This is a genomic window from Sphingomonas sp. NY01 (assembly GCF_038809135.1).
Classification (GTDB): Bacteria; Pseudomonadota; Alphaproteobacteria; order Sphingomonadales; family Sphingomonadaceae; genus Sphingomonas; species Sphingomonas carotinifaciens.
This window is the reverse complement of record NZ_CP101722.1, coordinates 280,017-300,292: the sequence shown is the minus strand read 5'-3', so window position 1 is coordinate 300,292 and position 20,276 is coordinate 280,017. Positions and strand designations below refer to the sequence as shown.

16 protein-coding genes are annotated in these 20,276 nt (G+C 66.1%); 9 read left to right on the top strand and 7 right to left on the bottom strand.

Annotation, left to right across the window (positions count from 1 at the left end; genetic code table 11):
• Positions 1–137 precede the first annotated feature (137 nt).
• Together NPJ82_RS01475 and NPJ82_RS01470 are read left to right on the top strand one after the other, a co-directional pair.
• Positions 138–2,612 (top strand): aminotransferase class I/II-fold pyridoxal phosphate-dependent enzyme, encoded by a 2,475-nt coding sequence (locus NPJ82_RS01475; protein WP_342658106.1) that lies wholly within the window; start codon positions 138–140, stop codon positions 2,610–2,612.
• Positions 2,609–3,721, top strand: a complete 1,113-nt coding sequence (locus NPJ82_RS01470; RefSeq protein WP_267350846.1) for a glycosyltransferase — start codon at positions 2,609–2,611, stop codon at positions 3,719–3,721. Before NPJ82_RS01475 ends, NPJ82_RS01470 begins: the two co-directional genes overlap by 4 nt.
• On the opposite strand, the gene NPJ82_RS01465 is transcribed toward NPJ82_RS01470, so the two are convergent.
• Positions 3,667–4,374 carry a murein L,D-transpeptidase catalytic domain family protein gene (locus NPJ82_RS01465; protein ID WP_235904069.1) on the bottom strand — a complete coding sequence of 236 codons (708 nt, stop codon included), beginning with the start codon at positions 4,372–4,374 and terminating at the stop codon, positions 3,667–3,669. The genes NPJ82_RS01470 and NPJ82_RS01465 overlap by 55 nt on opposite strands.
• 198 nt (positions 4,375–4,572) lie before the next feature.
• Here NPJ82_RS01465 and NPJ82_RS01460 point away from each other — a divergent pair, with 198 nt between their 5' ends.
• Positions 4,573–5,163: a L,D-transpeptidase family protein gene (locus NPJ82_RS01460; RefSeq protein WP_112383839.1), complete on the top strand. Its 591-nt coding sequence runs from the start codon at positions 4,573–4,575 to the stop codon at positions 5,161–5,163.
• Between the two features lie 8 nt (positions 5,164–5,171).
• Here the strand turns inward: NPJ82_RS01460 and NPJ82_RS01455 are convergent, their stop codons facing one another.
• On the bottom strand, positions 5,172–5,801 hold the full coding sequence (locus tag NPJ82_RS01455) for an HAD family phosphatase (RefSeq protein ID WP_149682720.1): 630 nt from the start codon (positions 5,799–5,801) through the stop codon (positions 5,172–5,174).
• A gap of 26 nt (positions 5,802–5,827) precedes the next feature.
• A complete protein-coding gene (gene ykgO, locus NPJ82_RS01450) occupies positions 5,828–5,953 on the bottom strand; it encodes a type B 50S ribosomal protein L36 (RefSeq protein ID WP_003046794.1) in 126 nt (41 codons plus the stop codon).
• A 146-nt stretch (positions 5,954–6,099) separates the two neighbouring features.
• Between ykgO and NPJ82_RS01445 the strand changes: the two genes are divergently transcribed.
• The 5 genes from NPJ82_RS01445 to NPJ82_RS01425 all read left to right on the top strand — a co-directional run bounded on the left by NPJ82_RS01445 (position 6,100) and on the right by NPJ82_RS01425 (position 10,336).
• Entirely contained in the window at positions 6,100–6,723 is a 624-nt protein-coding gene (locus NPJ82_RS01445; protein WP_149682719.1) for a DUF4136 domain-containing protein, read from the top strand.
• Positions 6,720–7,829 (top strand): M14-type cytosolic carboxypeptidase, encoded by a 1,110-nt coding sequence (locus tag NPJ82_RS01440; RefSeq protein WP_342658105.1) that lies wholly within the window; start codon positions 6,720–6,722, stop codon positions 7,827–7,829. The genes NPJ82_RS01445 and NPJ82_RS01440 overlap by 4 nt, the downstream gene beginning before the upstream one ends.
• A gap of 57 nt (positions 7,830–7,886) precedes the next feature.
• Positions 7,887–8,573, top strand: a complete 687-nt coding sequence (gpmA, locus tag NPJ82_RS01435; protein ID WP_342658104.1) for a 2,3-diphosphoglycerate-dependent phosphoglycerate mutase — start codon at positions 7,887–7,889, stop codon at positions 8,571–8,573.
• Between the two features lie 192 nt (positions 8,574–8,765).
• Positions 8,766–9,242 carry a 5-(carboxyamino)imidazole ribonucleotide mutase gene (gene purE, locus NPJ82_RS01430; RefSeq protein WP_342658103.1) on the top strand — a complete coding sequence of 159 codons (477 nt, stop codon included), beginning with the start codon at positions 8,766–8,768 and terminating at the stop codon, positions 9,240–9,242.
• Positions 9,239–10,336, top strand: coding sequence for a 5-(carboxyamino)imidazole ribonucleotide synthase (locus tag NPJ82_RS01425; protein WP_342658102.1), 1,098 nt, complete (start codon positions 9,239–9,241; stop codon positions 10,334–10,336). The genes purE and NPJ82_RS01425 overlap by 4 nt, the downstream gene beginning before the upstream one ends.
• Before the next feature lie 159 nt (positions 10,337–10,495).
• On the opposite strand, the gene NPJ82_RS01420 is transcribed toward NPJ82_RS01425, so the two are convergent.
• The 3 genes from NPJ82_RS01420 to NPJ82_RS01410 all read right to left on the bottom strand — a co-directional run bounded on the left by NPJ82_RS01420 (position 10,496) and on the right by NPJ82_RS01410 (position 14,563).
• A complete protein-coding gene (locus NPJ82_RS01420; RefSeq protein WP_342658101.1) occupies positions 10,496–11,155 on the bottom strand; it encodes a TonB family protein in 660 nt (219 codons plus the stop codon).
• A gap of 254 nt (positions 11,156–11,409) precedes the next feature.
• Positions 11,410–11,709 carry a hypothetical protein gene (locus NPJ82_RS01415; RefSeq protein WP_112383847.1) on the bottom strand — a complete coding sequence of 100 codons (300 nt, stop codon included), beginning with the start codon at positions 11,707–11,709 and terminating at the stop codon, positions 11,410–11,412.
• A 13-nt stretch (positions 11,710–11,722) separates the two neighbouring features.
• Complete coding sequence (locus NPJ82_RS01410) at positions 11,723–14,563, bottom strand: pitrilysin family protein (protein WP_342658100.1); 2,841 nt, start codon at positions 14,561–14,563, stop codon at positions 11,723–11,725.
• A gap of 148 nt (positions 14,564–14,711) precedes the next feature.
• On the opposite strand from NPJ82_RS01410, the gene clpB reads away from it, so the two are divergent.
• Complete coding sequence (clpB, locus tag NPJ82_RS01405) at positions 14,712–17,291, top strand: ATP-dependent chaperone ClpB (protein WP_342658099.1); 2,580 nt, start codon at positions 14,712–14,714, stop codon at positions 17,289–17,291.
• Positions 17,292–17,360: 69 nt separating this feature from the next.
• Here clpB and NPJ82_RS01400 read toward each other — a convergent pair whose 3' ends face one another.
• The gene (locus NPJ82_RS01400; RefSeq protein WP_342658098.1) at positions 17,361–20,252 is read right to left on the bottom strand and encodes a TonB-dependent receptor; all 2,892 of its coding nucleotides are present in this window, start codon (positions 20,250–20,252) and stop codon (positions 17,361–17,363) included.
• Positions 20,253–20,276 lie beyond the last annotated feature (24 nt).

Sequence of the window (20,276 nt, the reverse complement as noted above, 5' to 3'; positions counted from 1 at the left end):
GCTTACCGGCCGCTCGGCGCGCGTGCAACGGCGCTGGCACCGATCCCGCCTCCACCGCCATGGACCGCGCGTACGTAACCGAACATTAGCATCGGCTGATCTAGGTCAACGCCGTTGCAACAACCGGTACCGCGCTGATGAGTCCCCTTCCCCTGATCGCCCCCAATCCGCCCCGGCTGAGCGAGCATCTGGACGCGCTGCGCCGCGTCGAGGCATCGGGCGTGTTCAGCAACAACGGGCCGGAGGTGCGCGCCTTTGAGGCGGAGGCGACCGGGCGGCTGTTCGACGGCCGGGGCGCCTGCCTTGCGGTCGCCAATGCGACGCTTGGCCTGATGATCGCGATCCGCGACGCGACCGGCGCGGGCATCGCCCCCGGCACGCTGGCGCTGATGCCCGCGCTGACCTTTGCCGCCACCGCGCATGCCGCGATGTGGGCCGGGCTGACGCCGCTCGTCTGCGACATCGATCCCGACGACTGGGGCCTCAACCCCGCGGCGGAGGAACGACTGTTGGCGCAGCATGGCGCGCGCATCGGCGTGATCGTGCCCTATGCGACCTTTGGCAACGCCATCGATCTCGATCGCTATGCCTGGCTGGCGCAGCGCCACGGGGTGGGCGTGGTGATCGACGCCGCCGCCTCGCTCGGCACGCGCGATGCCGCGGGCCGCGCCTTCGGTGCGGATGCCCGCTTCGCCGTCGTCCACTCGATGCACGCCACCAAGACCTTTGCCGTGGCGGAGGGCGGCCTGATCCACAGCGCGGATACCGCCCTGATCGACCGGCTGCGCATCATGACCAATTTCGGGTTCGGTGCCCCGCGCAGCGCGACGATGCCCGGCCTGAACGCCAAGCTACCCGAGATCCTGGCGATCATGGCCCGCGCCAAGCTGGCCGAAATCGACGCCGTGACCGATCACCGCGCCATGCTGGAGGCGACCTATCGCACCGCGGTCGGCGACGCGCTGACCCTGCAGCGTGCATCCGGCACGCGCCGCGCCACGCAGTTCATGCCGTTGCTGCTGCCCCGCCCGCTTGCCGCGCACCGCCCCGCCATTGCCGCGGCGATCGAGGCCGACGGGATCGGCTGCGGCCAGTATTTCTCCCCCCATCTTGGCCAGCAACCCTGGTTCCGCGATCATTGCGTGATCGAGCCGACACCGGTGGCGGACGATGTCGCCGGCCGCATGCTGTCGCTGCCGATCACCGATGCGATGGCGGCGGATGACGTCGGCCGCGTGGTCGATGCCGTCGCGCGCGCCTGTTCGCGCATCACGCCGCACGTCGCGGCGGCACCCGACGCGCCGGTCGCCTCGCTGCTGATCGTCGGCGGGGGCCCGGCGGGCACCGCGATCCTCACCGCCGCCAGCAAGCATGGGCTGCTCGGCACGCTTGCCCGCGACATGATTTTGGTGGAGCGCGACGACCATATCGGCGGCGGTCGCCTGGGCAGCTATGCGATCACCTCCGATTCCACCGCGCAGACCTTTCTCACCGCGGTGCGCGACAATCCCCATGCCGAAATCGCCGCGCTCGCCGATCACCCGGTCGGCCGCACCGTCGATGCCTATCGCGACGCGCTCGGCGTCCCCCTCGCCGAAGCCGGCCCGCTGCTCCGCGAAACCGGCACGCGGCTGGCCGGCATCGTGCGCGACGGTGGCGGCACCGTGCTGACCGGGCATGAGGCCGTTGCCGCCCGCAGGCGCACCGACGGCCTGTGGAGCGTCCGCCTGCGCCGCCTGTCGGATGGGCAGGAGACGCTGCGAACCGCCCGCGCGGTGGTGATCGCGACGGGTGGGCACCAGCCGCCATCGGTTGCCGCCCGCATCGTCGCCGGCGAACCGCTGGGTGATCTTGCGGGCGACCGCCTGATCCGTTCGGACGAGCTGCTGACGATCGGCGGGCTGGAGGCGGTCACCGACCGGCTGGCCGCGATCCGCGCGCCGCGCATCGCGGTCGTCGGCGGCTCGACCAGTGCGCTGACCAGTGTCGCCCTGCTGCTCAAGGGGCGCATACCGCTGGGCGCCGGCGCGCTCACCCTGCTTCATCGCCGCCCCTTGCGCCCCTTCTATCCCTCGGTGGAGGCGGCGCAGGCGGAAGGTTTCACCGATTTCGGCCCCGACGACATCTGTCCCGTATCCGGCTTCGTCTATCGCCTTGCTGGATTCCGGCTGGAGGCACGCGAGCTGGTCCTGCGTCTGCTCGGCGTCGATGGCCGCGTCGCTGATCCCCGCGTCGCCAGCCACCGCATCGCCGGGGATACCGACGAGGCGGCCCGCCGCATCATCCGCGAGGCCGATCTCGTCGTCGCCGCGCTCGGCTATCGCCCGCACGCCCTCGCGGTGGAGGATGACACGGGCGCCCGCCTGCCGCTCGCTGCCGATCATGGCGTCGCGATGGTCGATCGCCATTGCCGTGTCTGCGATGCCGATGGCCATCCCATCCCGAACCTGTACGGCATCGGCCTTGCCGCCGGCTTCGTGCCCTGGGGCCGGCTCGGCGGTGAACCCAGCTTCGTCGGCCAGGCCAACGGCCTCTGGCTGTGGCAGAATGATGTCGGGCTGATGATCGTCGATCAGGTGCTCGGCCGCAGCGCGGCGCGCGCGGTCGCATGACCGCGCCCACCGTCAGCGTCATCATGGCGGCCTATAACGGCGCTGCCTGGCTCCCCGAGACGCTGCAAAGCCTTGCCGCACAGACCTTTCCCGATTTCGAGGTGCTGGTCGTCGACGATTGCTCGACCGACGATACCCGCGATCTCGTCGCGTCCTGGCCGGATGCGCGCGTCCGCCTGATCGCGCTGGACGCCAATGGCGGCCCGGTGCGCGCCCGCAACCGCGCGGTGGCGGAGGCGCGCGGGCGCTATCTCGCCGCGCTCGACCAGGACGATCTGTGCCGCCCGGATCGCTTCGCGCGGCAGGTCGCCTATCTCGACGCGCACCCCGATGTCGCGCTGCTCGGCACCAATGTCGAGTTCCTGCGCGGCCGCAGCATCCGTCCATCTGGATACAGCGCACACACCTCGCCCGCGCTGCTCGACTGGCTGGTGCGTATCGGCAACCCGCTCGCCTGGTCGTCGGTGATGGTCCGCACCACCGCCGCCCGCGCGCTCGACCCCTTCACCCGCCCCGATATCCTCTATGCCGAGGATTTCGACCTGTATCACCGCATCCGCCCGCATGGCCGCATCGCCCGGCTCGATACGCCGCTGCTTCTCTATCGCCAGCATGCCGGTGGCGCCTCGCAGCGTTATACCGCGACGATGGAGGCAAGCGCCACGCGCGTGCTGGCCGACGCCTATGCCGCCGTGTTCGAGGACGAGGCGCCCGCACGCGCCGCGCTGATCGTGCGCCATCTCGTCGCTGGCCAGCCGCCCGCGGGCCGGGCCGACCTTGCCGCGGTCGGCGATACGCTGACCCGGCTGCTCGCCGCGCACCGCGCCGAACATGCGCCGACACCTGCGGACTGGCGCCTGATCAAATGGGAAACCGCGCGCCGCTGGGCGCAGGTGGGACGCGCCGGCCTGCGCTCGGGATCGCTGACGCTGGCCGATCTGGTCGCCACGCGTCCGGCGCATCTGGGCCTGGGCTATGCCGGGCCGGAGGCGCTGTTATGGTCCGGGATGATCGGCGGCGCGCGGCGCACCGCCGCCCGCCGCCGCACGCTGGCTCAGGCCTTGGCGGCGAAGATCATCCGGCCCGGCCCCAGTCGGGCGAAGACCTGATCCAGGTCGCGCTCGCCGACCGCGAAGCAGCCCTGGCTGCGTCCCAGCACGCCGCGGCCCTTCAGCACGTCCTTGTTGGCGTACCAAGCCGAATGCACCACGATCGCGCGGCCCATCGCATTGTTGTTGGTCGGGTCCATGCCCACCAGCCGCTGTGAACGGCCATGCTTGCCGGTATAATAGCTGTCGGTCAGGAAGGCGCCTTCCGACGACGCATTCGATCCGAACGCGTTGGAGAAGCGCTGGAGATAGCCGGTGTGCGCCGGATCGGAGCCGCTGCCATGCGCGACCAGCAGCGAGCTGGACTGGCCGCTGACCAGATCGATGAAGTGGAACCGCGGCTGCGACGAGGATGCGGCGAAGTCGACCACCGCGATCCGGTCGCGATGCGTGATGCGGCTGCCATGCTGCTGCATCGCCGCCATCGCCCGCCGGAACAGGTCCGGCCGCACGACGCGCGGGCTGGTCGCCACCGCCTGCGCGGGTACGCGTGCCGCCGGCACCGGCGGCTGCTTCACCGGCTTCAGGTCGCGCGCGGTCAGGCGCTGCGTGGCGGAAACCGCGCTGGGGATCGCCAGCGCTCCGGCCAGAACCAGGCCGTTCTTCAGGATGGCACGGCGTCCATGCGCCGCGTCGTCATGATCGTACGTCAATGTCTTTTAGCCCCGTGGATCAAACCCGCTGAGGCCTATTTACAGGAAAGACGGTTAATTTTCGCCCGCTTTTCCGCCATTTTCGCCGTCTGTTCCGGCAATCCGCCGCGCTTCGCACACGCCTTGCCGTTGAACCGCTCTGGCACGTTTTTCGTTTACGCGCGTTAAGACGTTCAGAACTTGCCAAGGATGAGGGACATGAACCGACTCGCTGTCGCAGCGCTGGCGTGTGCCGCCGCGCTCGCCGCCGTATCCCCGGCGCACGCTTCCGAGGACGCTACCATTGCCATCGCCCAAGCGGCGGCGGGATTGGCGCCCAATAAATATGTCTGGAACGACCCGGGCACGCCCGAGGCGGTCACTGTGGTGGTATCCCTGCCAGAGCAGCGCGCCTATGTCTACCGCGGATCGATGATGGTCGCCGCGGCGACGATTTCTTCGGGCAAGGATGGCAAGGATACGCCGGTCGGCGTGTTCCCCATCCTGCAAAAGCGCGAGGTGCACCGCTCCAACCTGTATAACGACGCGCCGATGCCGTTCATGCAGCGGCTGACCTGGGACGGCGTGGCGCTGCATGCCGGTCGCAATCCGGGCTTTCCCGATTCGCATGGCTGCATCCGCCTGCCCGCCGGTTTCGCCAAGAAGCTGTTTGCGGTGACGCAGGTCGGCTCCACCGTCGTGGTCACCGATCAGGTCGTGGCCGGCGAGCCGCTCGACGCCTCGCTGCTGGTAGAGGCGGACGCCGCGCGCGCGAATCAGGAGCAGCTGGCGATGATCGACGCGCAGTGAGGCGGGCGTCAGGCCGCGACCGGCAATCCCAGCGCGGCCAGTTGCGGGCGCAACGTGCCCACATCGGTGAAGTGCAGCGCGACGATCCCCATCGCGGCGGCCGCTTCGATGTTGGCGGCATTGTCGTCGATGAACACCGCCTCGCCCGGCCGCAGCCCGAACCGGTCGAGCGCGAGGCGGTAGATCGCGGGGTCCGGCTTCACCAGCTTCTCGTCGCCCGATACCACCACGTCGCGGAACCGGTCGAACATCGCCGCCTCGCGCGCACGGAACGGCGGCCAGAATTCGTGGCTGAAATTGGTGATCGCGAACAGGGGCACGCCGCGGGCGTCGAGTTCCTCGACCAGTGCGTGCATGCCCGGCATCGGATCGCCGATGCTGTCGAGGAAGCGTGGACCCCAATGGCCGATCAGTTCGCGATGCTGCGGGAAACGCGCGATCAGCTCCGCCGAGGTATCGGCGAAGTCGCGGCCGGCGTCATGCTGGAAATGCCAGTCATGCGTCAGCACATCGGCCAGAAACGCATCGAGCGCCCGATCGTCCTCGATCAGGCGCCGATACAGGAACCGTGGGTCCCAGTCGTACAGGACGCGACCGACGTCGAAGATGACGGCGGTCGGCTGTTCAGCGGACTGCACGGACCAACCCGTCCAGCCGGCCCGAATCAGCCCTGGCGCGCCTTGAAGCGACGGTTGGTCTTGTTGATGACGTAGGTGCGGCCGCGACGACGGATCACGCGGTTGTCCCGGTGACGATCCTTGAGCGACTTCAGGGAATTGCGGATCTTCATGATCGATTCGCTTCTTTTCGAATGAATGAGTGTCTGGAAAGTGCCGCCGCCTAGTGGTCCGCCGCCTGCAAGTCAAGGTTGGCGACGGACCTCTCCGCATATCTCGGGCGTTGCCTATCCGTAACGTCTTGCCGCAAGGTGCTTCCATGATCGCACGCCCGCTCCTCCTCACCGCCCTGTCCGGCCTCGCTCTGTCCGGCCTGGCCGCCTGCACCACCACCGGCCGCTCCGCGCCCGCCGAGGTGATCCGCTACCATCTCGGCGAGCCGATCCCGCGCGGCACCGTTGCAGTCGAACCGCTTTCGCCCACCGGCCCCGCCTCCATCGAATTCAAGACCTACGCCGCCGCGGTCGAAACCGAATTGCTGCGCAGCGGCTATGCCACCCCCGCCCCCGGCGCGCAGCCGCAGTTCATCGCCACCGTCGCCTTCACCCGCGCCAACCATGTCGGCCCGCCGCGCCAGTCCCCCGTCTCCATCGGCCTTGGCGGCGGCGGCTTCTCCGGCGGACGCGGCGGTGGCGGCGTCGGCCTCGGCGGGGGCCTCAGCTTCCCGCTCGGCTCCTCCCGCGGACGCGACATCGTCACCACCGAACTCACCGTCACCATCAAACGCCGCGCCGACCAGTCCCCCGTTTGGGAAGGCAGCTCGCGCACCTATGCCGACGCACGCGCGGCCGACGCCACCGCCTCCAGCCAAGCCGCAAAGCTGGCGGGCGCGCTGTTCACGGGGTTCCCCGGCGAGTCCGGTCGCACTATCGAGGTGAAATGAGCATCACCATCAACGCCGGTTTCGACGGCGGCAACATCCGCGTCACCGCGATCAAGGGCGACACGGTCGATCTGGAGATCGTACAGGATCGCCAGTCGGACTTTTATCAATGGTTCTTCTTCCGCGTCGCCGGGGCGCGCGGACGGACGCTGACCTTTCGCATCACCAATGCGGGCGGCTCGGCCTATCCGTTCGGCTGGCCCGGCTATGCGGTGCGCGCCAGCACCGATCGCCGCGACTGGTGGATGACGCCGACCCGCTACGGCGATGGCGTGCTGGAATGGCAGTGGATCGGTGACAGCGAACTGGCCTGGTTCGCCTATTTCGAACCCTATACCACCGACATGCACGATGCGCTCGTCGCGCGCATCGCGGCGCGGCCCGGCGTCACCCATCTCGAACTCGGCCAATCGCTCGATGGGCAGGCGATCGATTATTTCCGCATCGGCACCGGTGACAGGCAGGTCTGGCTCTATGCCCGCCAGCATCCCGGCGAATCGATGGCCGAATGGTGGATGGACGGTGCACTCGACTGGCTGACCAGTTCCGCGGCCGACGCGCTGCTCGCCAAGGCGACCGTTCACGTCGTTCCCAACATGAACCCGGACGGCACTCGCCGCGGCCATCTGCGCACCAATGCGGCGGGCGTGAATCTCAACCGCGAATGGCACGCCCCCACGCCCGATCGCAGCCCGGAAGTGCTGTGCGTGCGCAACCGGATGGACGAAACCGGCGTCGACTTCGCGATCGACGTGCACGGCGACGAGGCGATCCCCGCGAACTTCATCGCAGGGTTCGAGGGCATTCCGAGCTGGACCGAGGCGCAGGGCGCCAAATTCTATGAATTCGGCCGCCGCCTGGCCGCCCACACGCCCGATTTCCAGACCGAACTCGGCTATGAAAAGGCGGCTGCCGGCAACGCCAACCTGTCGATGTCGACCAACCAGTTGGCCGAGCGGTTCGGCGCGGTTTCGGTCACGCTGGAAATGCCGTTCAAGGATCACGATCCTAATCCGGACGCACGCCATGGCTGGTCCGGCGCACGCTCCGCCAAACTTGGCGTCGCCTGCCTGGAAACGCTGGCCGGGATGATCGACGAGATCTGATCCGGCCGCCCGGCCCGCCGTGGCCACCGAACACCTGGTTAAAAAGGGAAAACACCCATGCCCACGCTTGTCCTGATCCGCCACGGCCAGTCCGCCTGGAATTTGGAAAACCGCTTCACCGGCTGGTGGGACGTGGACGTCACCGCGCAGGGCGCAGCGGAGGCGCGTGCCGCCGGTGCGCTGATGGCGGACAAGGGCCTGGATTTCGACCTGACCTTCACCAGCCTCCAGACCCGCGCGATCAAGACGCTCAACCTTGCGCTGGAGACGATGGGTCGCCTGTGGCTGCCCACCGAGAAGCATTGGCGCCTGAACGAGCGTCACTATGGCGGCCTGACCGGGCTCGACAAGGCGGAGACCGCCGCCAAGCATGGCGAGGAGCAGGTGAAGATCTGGCGCCGCAGCTTCGACGTGCCGCCCCCCGCCTCCGAACCCGGCGGTGAGTTCGACATGACCAACGACCGCCGCTACGCCGATATCAACATTCCCGTCGCGGAAAGCCTGAAGGACACGATCGACCGCGTGCTTCCCTATTGGGACGGCCGCATCGCGCCTGCGCTGAAGGAAGGCAACCGCGTCCTCATCTCCGCGCACGGCAATTCGCTGCGCGCGCTGGTCAAGCACCTGTCGAATATCCCGGACGACGAGATCACCGGCCTGGAAATCCCCACCGGCCAGCCGATCGTCTACGAACTGGACGACGACCTGACCCCGCGCGAACGCTATTATCTGTCCGAGCGCTGATACGTCGCCTAGGAACCCTCTCCCCTCCGGGGAGAGGGGCCCGTCGCGAAGCGATGGGAGGGTGAGGGGCCGCCAGGCAATACAAGATTTCTGCGAATTTACCTGACACGCGCCTGTCTTGCCCCCTTTCCCCCATCCCGCTAGTCACCCCGCTTCGCGACACCGGCAGTTGAACGGAACAGGCAGACGAACATGGCGCTGGTCGGCATCATCATGGGCTCCACCTCCGATTGGGAGACGATGCGCCACGCGAGCGAAACGCTCGACGCGCTCGGCATCGCGCATGAAACCAAGGTGGTGTCCGCGCATCGCACCCCCCAGCGCCTCTATGATTATGCCACCGGCGCCGCCGATCGCGGGCTGCGGGTCATCATCGCCGGCGCCGGCGGCGCGGCGCATCTGCCGGGCATGGCCGCGTCGATGACGCATCTGCCCGTGCTGGGCGTGCCGGTCGAATCCAAGGCGCTGAAGGGCATGGATAGCCTGCTCTCCATCGTGCAGATGCCCGGCGGCATTCCGGTCGGCACGCTGGCGATCGGCAAGGCGGGCGCGATCAACGCCGGCCTGCTCGCCGCCTCCATCCTCGCCCTGTCCGACGACCGCCTGTCGGCCCGCCTCCAGGACTGGCGCGCCCGCCAAACCGACAGCGTCGCGACCGACCCGCAATGACCGGCCCCGCAATGACCGGCCCCGCAATGACCGGCGGCGCCCTCCTCCCCGGCAGCACGATCGGCATCCTCGGCGGCGGTCAGCTCGGCCGCATGCTCGCCGTCGCGGCGGCACAGCTCGGCTACCGCACCCATATCCTGGCCCCCGACCGTGAAAGCGTCGCGGCGCAGACCGCGTCCAGCCTCACCCGCGCCGATTACCACAACCGCATCGTTCTCGCCGACTTCGCCGCCGCATGCGACGTGGTGACCTATGAATTCGAGAATATCGACGTCGCCCCCGTCGAATGGCTGGCCGATCGCTTGCCCGTCCATCCCCATCCCCGCGCCCTGCGCGTCGCGCAGGACCGGATCGCGGAAAAGCGCTTCGTCGACGGCATCGGCGGCCGCCCCGCCCCCTGGGCGCAGGTCGACAGCCGCGAGGACCTGTCCGTCGCGCTCGACCGGATCGGCACCCCCGCCATCCTGAAAACCACGCGCTTCGGCTATGACGGCAAGGGGCAGGCGGTGATCCGCTCTGCGGACGATGCGGATACGGTGTGGGAGGCGATCGGCGGCCCTGCCGTGCTCGAAGGCTTCGTCACCTTCAGCCATGAATTCTCGATCCTGATCGCGCGCGGCCATGACGGTGCGACCGTGCGCTACGATCCGCCACACAATGTCCATTTGGACGCGATCCTGCGCACCTCCACGCTGCCCGCCCCGCCCGCGATTCTCGCCCAGGCCGAGGAGGCGACCGCGCTTGCCTGTCGCATCGCCGCCGAGCTCGACTATGTCGGCGTCCTCGCCTGCGAGTTCTTCGCGACCGAAAACGGGCCCGTCTTCAACGAGATGGCGCCCCGCGTCCACAATTCCGGCCATTGGACGATCGAGGGGGCACAGATCTCCCAGTTCGAAAACCACATCCGCGCCATCTGTGGCCTGCCGCTCGGCGACACCGCCCTCACCGGCAACGGCGTGACGATGACCAACCTGATCGGCGACGACGCCTGGGACGACGCACTGACCCAGCCCGGCGCCCATCTTCATCTCTACGGCAAGGGTACCGCCCGCCCCGGTCGCAAGATGGGACATGTCACCCGCATCCTGCGCTGAAGCGGCTTTCGGCCGCTCCAGTGAGATGACACCGGATTGGCCCGTTCGTCTCGAATAGTCGCCCAGCAGCGGCAACGCCGCGCATCGAGAAACACGTCATCCGCGTGCGGCACTGTATCGACACGAACGGATCAGGATGATGTCTTCCTGACCCGGCTGTCACCCCGCCGGGTCGCGCGGCAGCCCGCGAAAGGCGGGTAGTTCGAAGACCACCGGGATGGTCAGCGGCACATCGACCACGGTGTTCCCGCGCATGACCGGCTTCAGCCGAAACAGGTGTATCATCGCCAGCGCGGCCTTGCCGAAGCCGACCCCCTGCGGATGCTCCTCTGCCACCACACAGCGCCGGGGCGGGCCGGGCCGCGGCACGATGCACGCCAGCACGACGCGCCCGCTCAGCCGCTCCTTTATCGCCCGGCTCGGCCAATAGGGCTCCATCTGCCGCCGTGTTGGCATGACGATCCACGCGGCTCGCTGCATCGCCGCACCCGGCCCCGATCCCGATCCCGACCCATGCGCGCTCCCATCTCCCGCTCCCCTCCCCCCAAACCCCAATCCGCTCGCAGCCGGCCCCGCCACGCCCGCCGATGCGCGGTCCCCTGTCGATACCGGCAGATCGGCGAAGATCGGGGCGGCGGGCGTCAGTGCGGTGGGCAGCACAGGCGCCTCTGGCGCGCGTGGAGGTGGCGGCGCGGCGGTGCGAGCCTTTGGCAGGGGCGTGGGTCGCGGTGCGCCGCCGGCATCGGCCGCCGGATCGATCCTGGGTGGCGGCGGTGGGATGGTCTCGGGCGGGGGCGGTGGCAGGGGCGTGTCGAACACCGCCAGACTGGATCCGCTGGCAGGTCGAGGCCGCGGTGGATGGGGCCATAGCACCAACAGCAGCAGCGCCGCATGGACCATCACCGTGCCGATCAGGGCGACCGGGCGCCGCCTGTACCCTCTTGCTCGATACGCCCCCATGACGCCGTCTCCCCGCCGGCAGGATCGGCGCAGCGGATCCTTTGCGTCAACCGAAAAGGCGGCCCGCAGCGTTGCCGCGGACCGCCCTTATAGCGCGCCGGTACCGTCCGGCCTCAGGCCTGACGCGTACCCGATAGCGGGAAGCTGCCAAAGGCGCCTGCGCCCACCGATCCGGTCAGCGTGTCGCCATCGGCCGTTGCCTCGCAATCCAGCGTCATCGGCATGGGCACGGTGATCGACATCTTCCACGTGATCGTGTTGCCGTTCGCCTCACCCTGCACATCGGCACTGCCCATCGCGCCGCTGCTGGTGCCCGTGAAGCTGCCGCCGTCGGTCTGCACGGTCATCGTCATGTTCTGGTCGCCCAGCGGGGATTTGACGGTGCAATCCCAGGTGCCGTCGATCTCGGCCATATGCATACTCTCCTTACTTGGCCGCAGCGGCGGGTGCCGCGGCGGCCGCGCCTGCCACCGATGCGGCAGACACGGTCTCGACCGCAAGGCCAAGCCCGTCAAGCTGCGGACGGACCTGCTTTGCGTCTCCCACCACAACCCAGATCGTGCGCTTGGGGTCCAGCGCGGACCGGATCGCGCCGTTCAACTGGTCACGCGTCATGCCACGGTACCGCGCCGCCAGCGTCGTCTGGTAATCGTCCGGCCGCTTCAACAGGTCGTTATACTGCATCGCGCCCAGCACCGCGTCGGACGTTTCGTAATCGCCCGGCAAGGAATTGATTCCGCCATTGATTGCGCGGTCGAACTCCTCCTGCGTCATCGGCTCCTTCCCGAGGAACGCCACCACGTCCTCGCGCGCCGACGCCAGCGCCGGCCCCGTCTTGTCCGCCTGCACCGGCGCACTGATGAGATAAGGCGCCGCCTCTGCCGCGGTCTGGAAGCCGCCCCGCGCGCCATAGGACCAGTGCCTGGTTTCCCGCAGATCCATGTTGATCCGGCTCAGGAAGCCGCCGCCCAGTGCGTCGTTCGCCGTGTTGACCGGCAACAGGTCCTCGGTCCCCTTCAGGCCGGTGGGGATCGCACCGACGATCATCGATTGCGGACTGTCGGGGCGATCGACCAAGAGGATCTTGGGCTGTGCCGGGGACATTCCGACCGAGAAATCCTTGGTGCCGGCCTGGCCGGTGCCACGCCAGTCACCGAATTCCGTATCCAGCGCCGCCTTCACCTCGGCTAGCGGACGATCGCTGACCACGAACAGCTTGGCCTTGTCGGGACGGAGCCAGGCCTGCTGGAACGCCAGCAGATCGGCACGCGTCAGCGCGGCAACTGCCTTCGGGTCGCCACCACCCTGCGCCTTGGCATAAGGATAGGCCGGGCCATAGACCAGCGGTGGCACCACGCGACCGACCAGGCCGCTCGGGTTGGTCAGCTCCTGCGCGATTCCCGCCAGCGCCTGCTGCTTGACGCGCGCCAGCTCGGTTTCCGAGAAGGTCGGCTCGCGCGCGATCTTGGCGAACAGGTCGAGTGCGGGGGCCAGGTTGGCGCTGGGCACCTGCAGGTTCATCGTCGTGCGATCGGCACTGCTCCCGCTGCCGATCGAGGCACCCAGCCGCTCCTTCGCCTCGGCGATCTGGATCGAGTCGAGCCCCGCCGCGCCCTCGTCCAGCATCGCCAGTGTCAATCCTTGCGTGCCGAGCTTGTCGGCGACGTCCGCGGCGGTGCCCGCATCGAACGACAAGGCAACCTGCGTCACCGGCACGGCGCTGCGCTGCGCATAGACCAGTTCGATGCCGTTCCTCAGCGTCGTGCGCTGAACGGCAGGGAAGCTCAGCCCCTTGACCTTGCCCAGTGCCGGAATGGGACCACGCGTACCCTGAACCGGCGTTTCAGCCGCGGGGGCCACATCGGCGCGCGGCGGCACCTTGGCCTCCTCATATGCACCGCGCGGACCCTGCTCGACCGTCAACGCATAGACCGGCCGGGTCAGCCACCGGTTGGCTGCGGCCTTCACACTGGCGGGCGTCTGTGCAGCCAGCGCCGCCAGTTCCTTTTTGTAGAAGCCAGGATCGCCGTAGAACAATGCACCCTGCGCCAGCGCCACGGCCTTGCCGCCGAAGCCACCGACCGACTCCAGCCCACGGATCGTGCCTGCCGCCTGCGTCGTCACGACGCGGTTCACCTCGTCGGCCGTCGGCCCGTTCTTCAGGAAATCGGCCAGGATGGCATCGATCCGCCGGCCGACCAGTGCAGGGTCCACCCCCGGTCGCACGATGGCGCGGATGCCGAAAGTTCCGACCTGCGCGCCGGTGCTGGCATAAGCGGAGACGTTGACCGCCAGCTTCTCCTTCTTGACCAGCGCATTGTCGAGCCGGCTCGACGCCAGTCCACCAAGCACTGCGCCTGCAACGTCCAGTGCGGCGGCATCCGGATGGTCACCACCGGGAATTGCCCAATACCGGCTGACCATCACAGCAGCGACGCGGTCCTTGATCGTCTCCGCCTTGGGAGCGGGCAGCGTCGGCACAGGCGCAGGCCGGGTCACCGTTTCCGGCCCCGCCTTGATCGCACCGAAATACTTCTCCACCAGCGGCTTGGCCGTGGCAACATCGATATCACCGGCAAGCACCAGCACGGCGTTGTTGGGGCCATAGTGGTTCCGGAACCAGTTCTTCACCGTGTCCAGGCTGGCGGCGTCCAGATCGGCCATCGATCCGATCGTGTCATGGCCATAGGGGTGGTCGGCGGGGAACAACCCTTCCGTCACCTTGTAACGCGTCAGGCCGTAAGGCTGGTTATCACCCTGCCGCTTCTCGTTCTGGACGACGCCGCGCTGTTCGTCGAGCTTGGCTTGCGTGATCGCGCCTAGAAGATAGCCCATGCGGTCCGATTCCAGGAACAGCGCGCGCTCCAGCCCGGCCGTCGGCACCGTTTCGAAATAATTGGTGCGATCCAGATTGGTCGTACCGTTGAAGTCGGTGGCTCCCACCTGCTTCAACGGTTCGAAGAAGTCGCCCGGCGCGTTCTCGCTGCCGTTGAACATCAGATGCTCGAACAGATGCGCAAAGCCCGTCGAACCCTTGGGCTCATGCTTGGCGCCGACATCGTACCAGACGCTGACCGCGACGATCGGGGCCTTGCGATCGGTGTGAACGATCACGCGCAGCCCGTTAGGCAGCGTGAATTGCTGATAAGGAATATTGACCTGGTTGACGAGCGTGGCGGTAGGGACCGGCTTTGCCGTCTGTGCGGCAAGAGGCGCGCCAAGGGCGATGAGAGCGGCGCCGCTAAGCGCAAGAACCTTGACGTGCATGAACTTCCCCCGATCTGGTGTCCTGTGAGACTATATCGGCCTGTTTGGGGGTGCAACGGGATGCGAAGACAAATTTCAACACTGAAAACTACCCTTGTGTTGCACATCAGCAACACCATCTGACACCCAATAGATACAGGGACTCCAGATGAACCTCGAAAAATTTACCGACCGGGCCAAGGGCTTTCTGCAAGCCGCCCAAACCGTCGCCATTCGCATGGGCCATCAGCGGATCGGCAGCGAACATCTGCTAAAGGCGCTGATCGAAGACGATCAGGGCATGGCCAGCGGCTTGATCCAGGCCGCCGGTGGCGATGCGCGCCGCCTCGCGGCCGAAACGGATGCCGCCCTCGCAAAAATTCCCGCTGTCAGCGGTTCGGGCGCACAGGGATCGCCTGGCCTTGACAATGATCTGGTCCGCGTGCTCGATCAGGCTGAACAGGTGGCGCAAAAGGCGGGTGACAGCTTCGTCACGGTGGAGCGGCTTCTGCTCGCCCTCACCCTGGCGGGGACGACCCCGGCCGGCAAGGCGCTGGCGAGCGGTGGTGTTCGCGCGGAGGCGCTGAACGGCGCGATCAACACACTGCGCCAGGGGCGTACGGCCGACACCGCAGGCGCCGAGGACCGCTATGACGCGCTGAAAAAGTTCGCGCGTGATCTGACCGAGGCCGCCCGCGACGGCAAGCTCGACCCGGTGATCGGCCGCGACGAGGAGATTCGCCGCACCATCCAGATCCTGGCTCGCCGCACCAAGAACAACCCGGCCCTGATCGGCGAACCCGGCGTCGGCAAGACCGCGATAGCCGAGGGGCTGGCGCTGCGCATCGCCAATGGCGACGTGCCCGATACGCTGAAGGACCGCCGCCTGATGGCACTCGACATGGGCGCGTTGATCGCAGGCGCGAAATATCGCGGCGAGTTCGAAGAGCGGCTGAAGGGCGTGCTGGACGAGGTGAAAGCCGCCGAGGGCGACATCATCCTGTTCATCGATGAGATGCACACGCTGATCGGCGCGGGCAAATCCGAAGGCGCGATGGATGCGGGCAACCTGTTGAAGCCCGCGCTTGCTCGCGGCGAATTGCACTGCGTCGGCGCGACCACGCTCGATGAGTACCGCAAATATGTCGAAAAGGACCCGGCGCTCCAACGGCGGTTCCAGCCGGTCTTCGTCGGTGAGCCGACGGTGGAGGATACGATCAGCATCCTGCGCGGGCTGAAGGAGAAGTACGAGCTTCATCACGGCGTGCGCATCACCGACGGTGCGCTGGTGTCGGCCGCGACGCTTTCGAACCGCTACATCACCGACCGCTTCCTGCCCGACAAGGCGATCGACCTGATGGACGAAGCCGCCAGCCGCATCCGCATGGAGGTGGAGTCGAAGCCCGAGGAGATCGAAACGCTCGACCGCCGGATCCTGCGCCTGAAGATCGAGCGCGAAGGGTTGCGCCGCGAAACGGATGCTGCCTCGGTCGACCGGTTGGAAACGCTGGAAGGCGAACTCGCCAATCTGGAACAGCAATCCGCCGAACTGACCACGCGCTGGCAGGCGGAGAAGGACAAGATTGCGGGTGAGGCCAAGCTGAAGGAACAGCTCGACGCCGCGCGGCTGGAGCTGGAGCAGGCGCAGCGGCAGGGGGATCTCGCACGCGCGGGTGAGCTGTCCTATAGCCGCATCCCGACGCTGGAAAAGCAGCTGGCGGAGGCGGCGGCGACCACCAAGGGCGCGATGCTGCGCGAGGAGGTGACCGCGGACGATATCGCCGGCGTGGTCAGCCGCTGGACGGGCGTGCCGGTCGACCGGATGCTGGAGGGCGAGCGCGAGAAGCTGCTGAAGATGGAGGCGGTGCTCGGCCAGCGCGTCATCGGTCAGGCCGATGCGGTGCGCGCAGTCTCCACCGCGGTGCGGCGTGCGCGGGCCGGGCTACAGGACCCCAACCGGCCGCTCGGCAGCTTCCTGTTCCTGGGGCCGACGGGCGTGGGCAAGACCGAGCTGACCAAGGCGCTCGCCGAGTTCCTGTTCGACGACGCCAGCGCCATGGTGCGCATCGACATGAGCGAGTTCATGGAGAAGCACGCCGTCGCCCGGCTGATCGGCGCCCCTCCCGGCTATGTCGGTTATGAGGAGGGCGGCGTGCTGACCGAGGCCGTGCGGCGCCGGCCGTATCAGGTGGTGCTGTTCGACGAAGTGGAGAAGGCGCATGGCGATGTGTTCAACGTGCTGCTTCAGGTGTTGGACGATGGCCGCCTGACCGACGGTCAGGGCCGCACCGTCGACTTCTCGAACACGCTCATCATCCTGACCAGCAACTTGGGCAGCCAATATCTGGCGAACCTGGAAGAAGGCCAGGACGTGGAAACCGTCGAGCCGCAGGTGATGGAGATCGTCCGTGCGCATTTCCGCCCGGAATTCCTCAACCGGCTGGACGAGGTGATCCTGTTCCACCGGCTGGGTCAGGCGCATATGGGCCCGATCGTCGACATTCAGATCGGCCGCGTCGGCAAGCTGCTGGCGGATCGCAAGGTAACGCTCGACCTGACCGACGCCGCGCGTGCCTGGCTGGGCCGTGTCGGCTACGATCCCGTCTATGGCGCCCGGCCGCTGAAGCGCGCGGTGCAACGCTATCTGCAGGACCCGCTGGCCGAGGCGATCCTGCGTGGCGAGGTGAAGGACGGCGCCACGGTGCACGTCGATGAGGGGGATGGCCGATTGGTGTTGAGGGTGGGGTGATATCGTCGGACGCGCTGAGCAGATAAATATGGGGCGGGCAGGAAATTTCCACCCGCCCCATCATGTCTATCAGAAGTTCTTTACGAAGCTTACCGAGAAGCGACGTCCGATCTGGTCATTGGTCGACAGCGGGATCAGGACCCCATAATATTCCTGACCCTGGCGATTGAAGAGGTTCGTTACGGATATATTGAACCTCGAGTCGTCAGAAGTCAGGAAGAACACATTCATATTAATCGTTGCATAGGGATCGAAATGGTCAAACTCCCGGGTATCATTAGGGCTTGGCCCTCTATTCTGTAGCGATACAATCTGCCGTCCCACGATATTAGCAAAGGCAGCAATTCCCCAACTGTCGTTCGCGTACGACGCACGCGCCTGCCCCGAGATGCGCGGATCACTGTTGCTGATGAGGCCATCCGATCGCCGAGGAGCAACGCCGGTGATGTCGTTCACACGACGCATCACATAAAGGACATCAGCGCCAAGATTCAGCGTCCCTGGAATGTTCAACCCGTCGAGCCGGGTCTGATAATCCAAAACGCCGGTGATGCCCTCGAACCTGACCTGTTGGCCGTTAACGTAGCCGGACCGCACCGCGGGATTGGTCGGAGAATTTGGAATCTGGCCATTGGCAGCGAAGCCCAACTGCCGGCAGAACTCGTTGCCGCTACGCGGGTTAGACTTATCAAAGTTCACATTGTCGAAACAACCTTGGCTCAGTTGGTCGGTATCGAGACTCTCGATCGGCCCCTTGATCTTGATGTTCACGTAATCCGCCGTAATCGTCAGCCCGCGGACGAAAGACGGCTGGAAGATCGTCCCGAACGTATAGCTGTCGGCTTGTTCGTTCGCCAGTTGAGGATTGCCGCCATTCAGTCCGGCAACCGAAGCTTGCGACGCCAACAGAACGTAGCTTGCCGGATCATTTCCGGTCGCCTGAAGGAACGCCTGACAATTCGCGGCGCGCACGGCCGGCACGGGACCGGCGTTGCGATTTGCCGCCGTACACAGGTCCAACGGGCGGACCTGTGTAGGACTTTGTGGAAGGAACAGTTCGGTGATCGCCGGCGCGCGGAACGAGCGGGTGAAATTGCCGCGGAACTGTAGCGTATCGAATAACCCGATACGCCCCCCTGCCGCCCAGGAGGTAAATCCACCATTGACCGTGTTGTTGACATACCGTCCGCGCCCGAAAACCTCCGCCGACGTGATGACCGGTATATTGTTGTCCCGCGATATGAGAGGAACCAGTATTTCGCCGAACACTTCGTCGACGTTAAACTGACCGGCAGTCGGTGCGACGGCCGATCCACGACCACCGCCGAATTGCGTAAAGCTGTCCGGGGTAAAGGCGGCCTTTTCATTGCGGTGCTCGTAACCGAGATTGAATCCGATCGATCCTGCCCACAGGTCAATCAGGTCGCCACCGATATTCGCATTGAATACCCATTGATCCAGTCGTGCCGTATCGACGGTATTCTCACTGATATAGGCCAGTGCCGCGGCGGAAGCTTGACGAACGCCGAACAGATTCAACGGTACGCAACGCGCATCTGCAATCGGCTGCACCGGTTGATCGGGCGCCACCGGCACGGTCGGCGTTATCGAACAAACAGGACCGGAGGCCCCTTGTGCGACGCTGACCGCGTTGATGAACCGTTGTTGATTGATCTGACGAGCGAAATTCTGGATTTGATTGGTGCCGTAGTTGAAGCTCGCTTCATAGTTGAGTTGACGGCCAATGGCCTTGAAATCGCCACGCAGCCCGATAACGCCACGCTTCAACTCAGTTTCGGATATAGCGCTCTGATCAAAGAGATCTTCGTTGGATCGCGAGAGATTAAGAGATGTGATACCCCGACTCAGCAAAAGAGTGCGATCCGCTGCGTTGAGGAACGGCACCGTTGCCGTATCGAATGTCAGTCCACCGCTCGTGTCTGGATCGAAGACGAACGTATTGAACGTCGGCGAGTTCCCGAGTTGTTCTGCCCGTCCCTTGTAATACAGGACTTCGGTAAACACTTCCGCAGCATCGGCCAGCTTGTAAGATGCCGTCGCGTAGGTCGAGAACCGTTGTAGATTGCTAGTGATCTGCGTCTGGTCGGAGGTCTGGTAAGTATTACCGCCTGATTGGAAGAATCCGGTCAGCCGCGTACCTGACGTCACGGGAACAATCCGCCCGGCGGCGTCGAATTGGAGACCGGTGCGCCCCCCGGTATCGCCATTGATGATGACGCCCCCTGACGACAGGAACGGCGATGTAAGATTGCGGAACAGGATGCGCCCGGGAACGCCGTCGGTTGCGCCGTTGTTGCAGGGGATGTTGGGATTGACGCGACCGTCATTGCCTGGCGCGGCCGTTCCCGAGCAATTGTTGAGGGATCCAAGATTCTGTCGGATAAATGCACGATCGATACCGCGCAGGCCGTTGAGGCGATCAAAGGAGGCCGCCACCATGACATTGCCGCGACCTTCGGCGAAGTCGCTGCCAACAAGGCCGGAGAAGTTGTAGTTGAAGGCGTCACCTTGTTCGGAAATGCCTGACGTGGCCGAGAAGCGCGCACCATCGAAACGTCGCCGCATGATGACGTTCAGCACGCCAGAAATGGCGTCCGATCCGTAAACGGGTGCACCACCCACAGACAGGCTTTCCGTACGTTCGATCGCCAAGGTCGGAATGATGTTCAGGTCGACCTGAACGCCGGGCCCGCCGGGGCCGAATTGCGAAGGAACATTGGACGATACCGATCTGCGACCATTGATCAGCGTCAGCGTGCGGTTCGATCCAAGGCCGAACGTGTTGATGAAGTTAACACCGTTGCCGTAAGACGCCTGCGCACCCGATGGCGTAACGCTGCCTCTAAATTGCGGCAGTTCGTTGAGCGCATCGGCGACGTTGGTCAGGTTCCGGTTCTGAAGATAGGCCTGATCCAGTGAGGTTGCTGGTTCAAGCCCCACGAGTTCCCGGCGGCGAATACGCGA

Coding starts and splice junctions, on each gene's coding strand:
- NPJ82_RS01475 (WP_342658106.1), top strand. CDS start 138: ATGAGTCCCCTTCCCCTGATCGCCCCCAATCCGCCCCGGCTGAGCGAG.
- NPJ82_RS01470 (WP_267350846.1), top strand. CDS start 2,609: ATGACCGCGCCCACCGTCAGCGTCATCATGGCGGCCTATAACGGCGCT.
- NPJ82_RS01460 (WP_112383839.1), top strand. CDS start 4,573: ATGAACCGACTCGCTGTCGCAGCGCTGGCGTGTGCCGCCGCGCTCGCC.
- ykgO (WP_003046794.1), bottom strand. CDS start 5,953: ATGAAGATCCGCAATTCCCTGAAGTCGCTCAAGGATCGTCACCGGGAC.
- NPJ82_RS01445 (WP_149682719.1), top strand. CDS start 6,100: ATGATCGCACGCCCGCTCCTCCTCACCGCCCTGTCCGGCCTCGCTCTG.
- NPJ82_RS01440 (WP_342658105.1), top strand. CDS start 6,720: ATGAGCATCACCATCAACGCCGGTTTCGACGGCGGCAACATCCGCGTC.
- gpmA (WP_342658104.1), top strand. CDS start 7,887: ATGCCCACGCTTGTCCTGATCCGCCACGGCCAGTCCGCCTGGAATTTG.
- purE (WP_342658103.1), top strand. CDS start 8,766: ATGGCGCTGGTCGGCATCATCATGGGCTCCACCTCCGATTGGGAGACG.
- NPJ82_RS01425 (WP_342658102.1), top strand. CDS start 9,239: ATGACCGGCCCCGCAATGACCGGCCCCGCAATGACCGGCGGCGCCCTC.
- NPJ82_RS01415 (WP_112383847.1), bottom strand. CDS start 11,709: ATGGCCGAGATCGACGGCACCTGGGATTGCACCGTCAAATCCCCGCTG.
- NPJ82_RS01410 (WP_342658100.1), bottom strand. CDS start 14,563: ATGCACGTCAAGGTTCTTGCGCTTAGCGGCGCCGCTCTCATCGCCCTT.
- clpB (WP_342658099.1), top strand. CDS start 14,712: ATGAACCTCGAAAAATTTACCGACCGGGCCAAGGGCTTTCTGCAAGCC.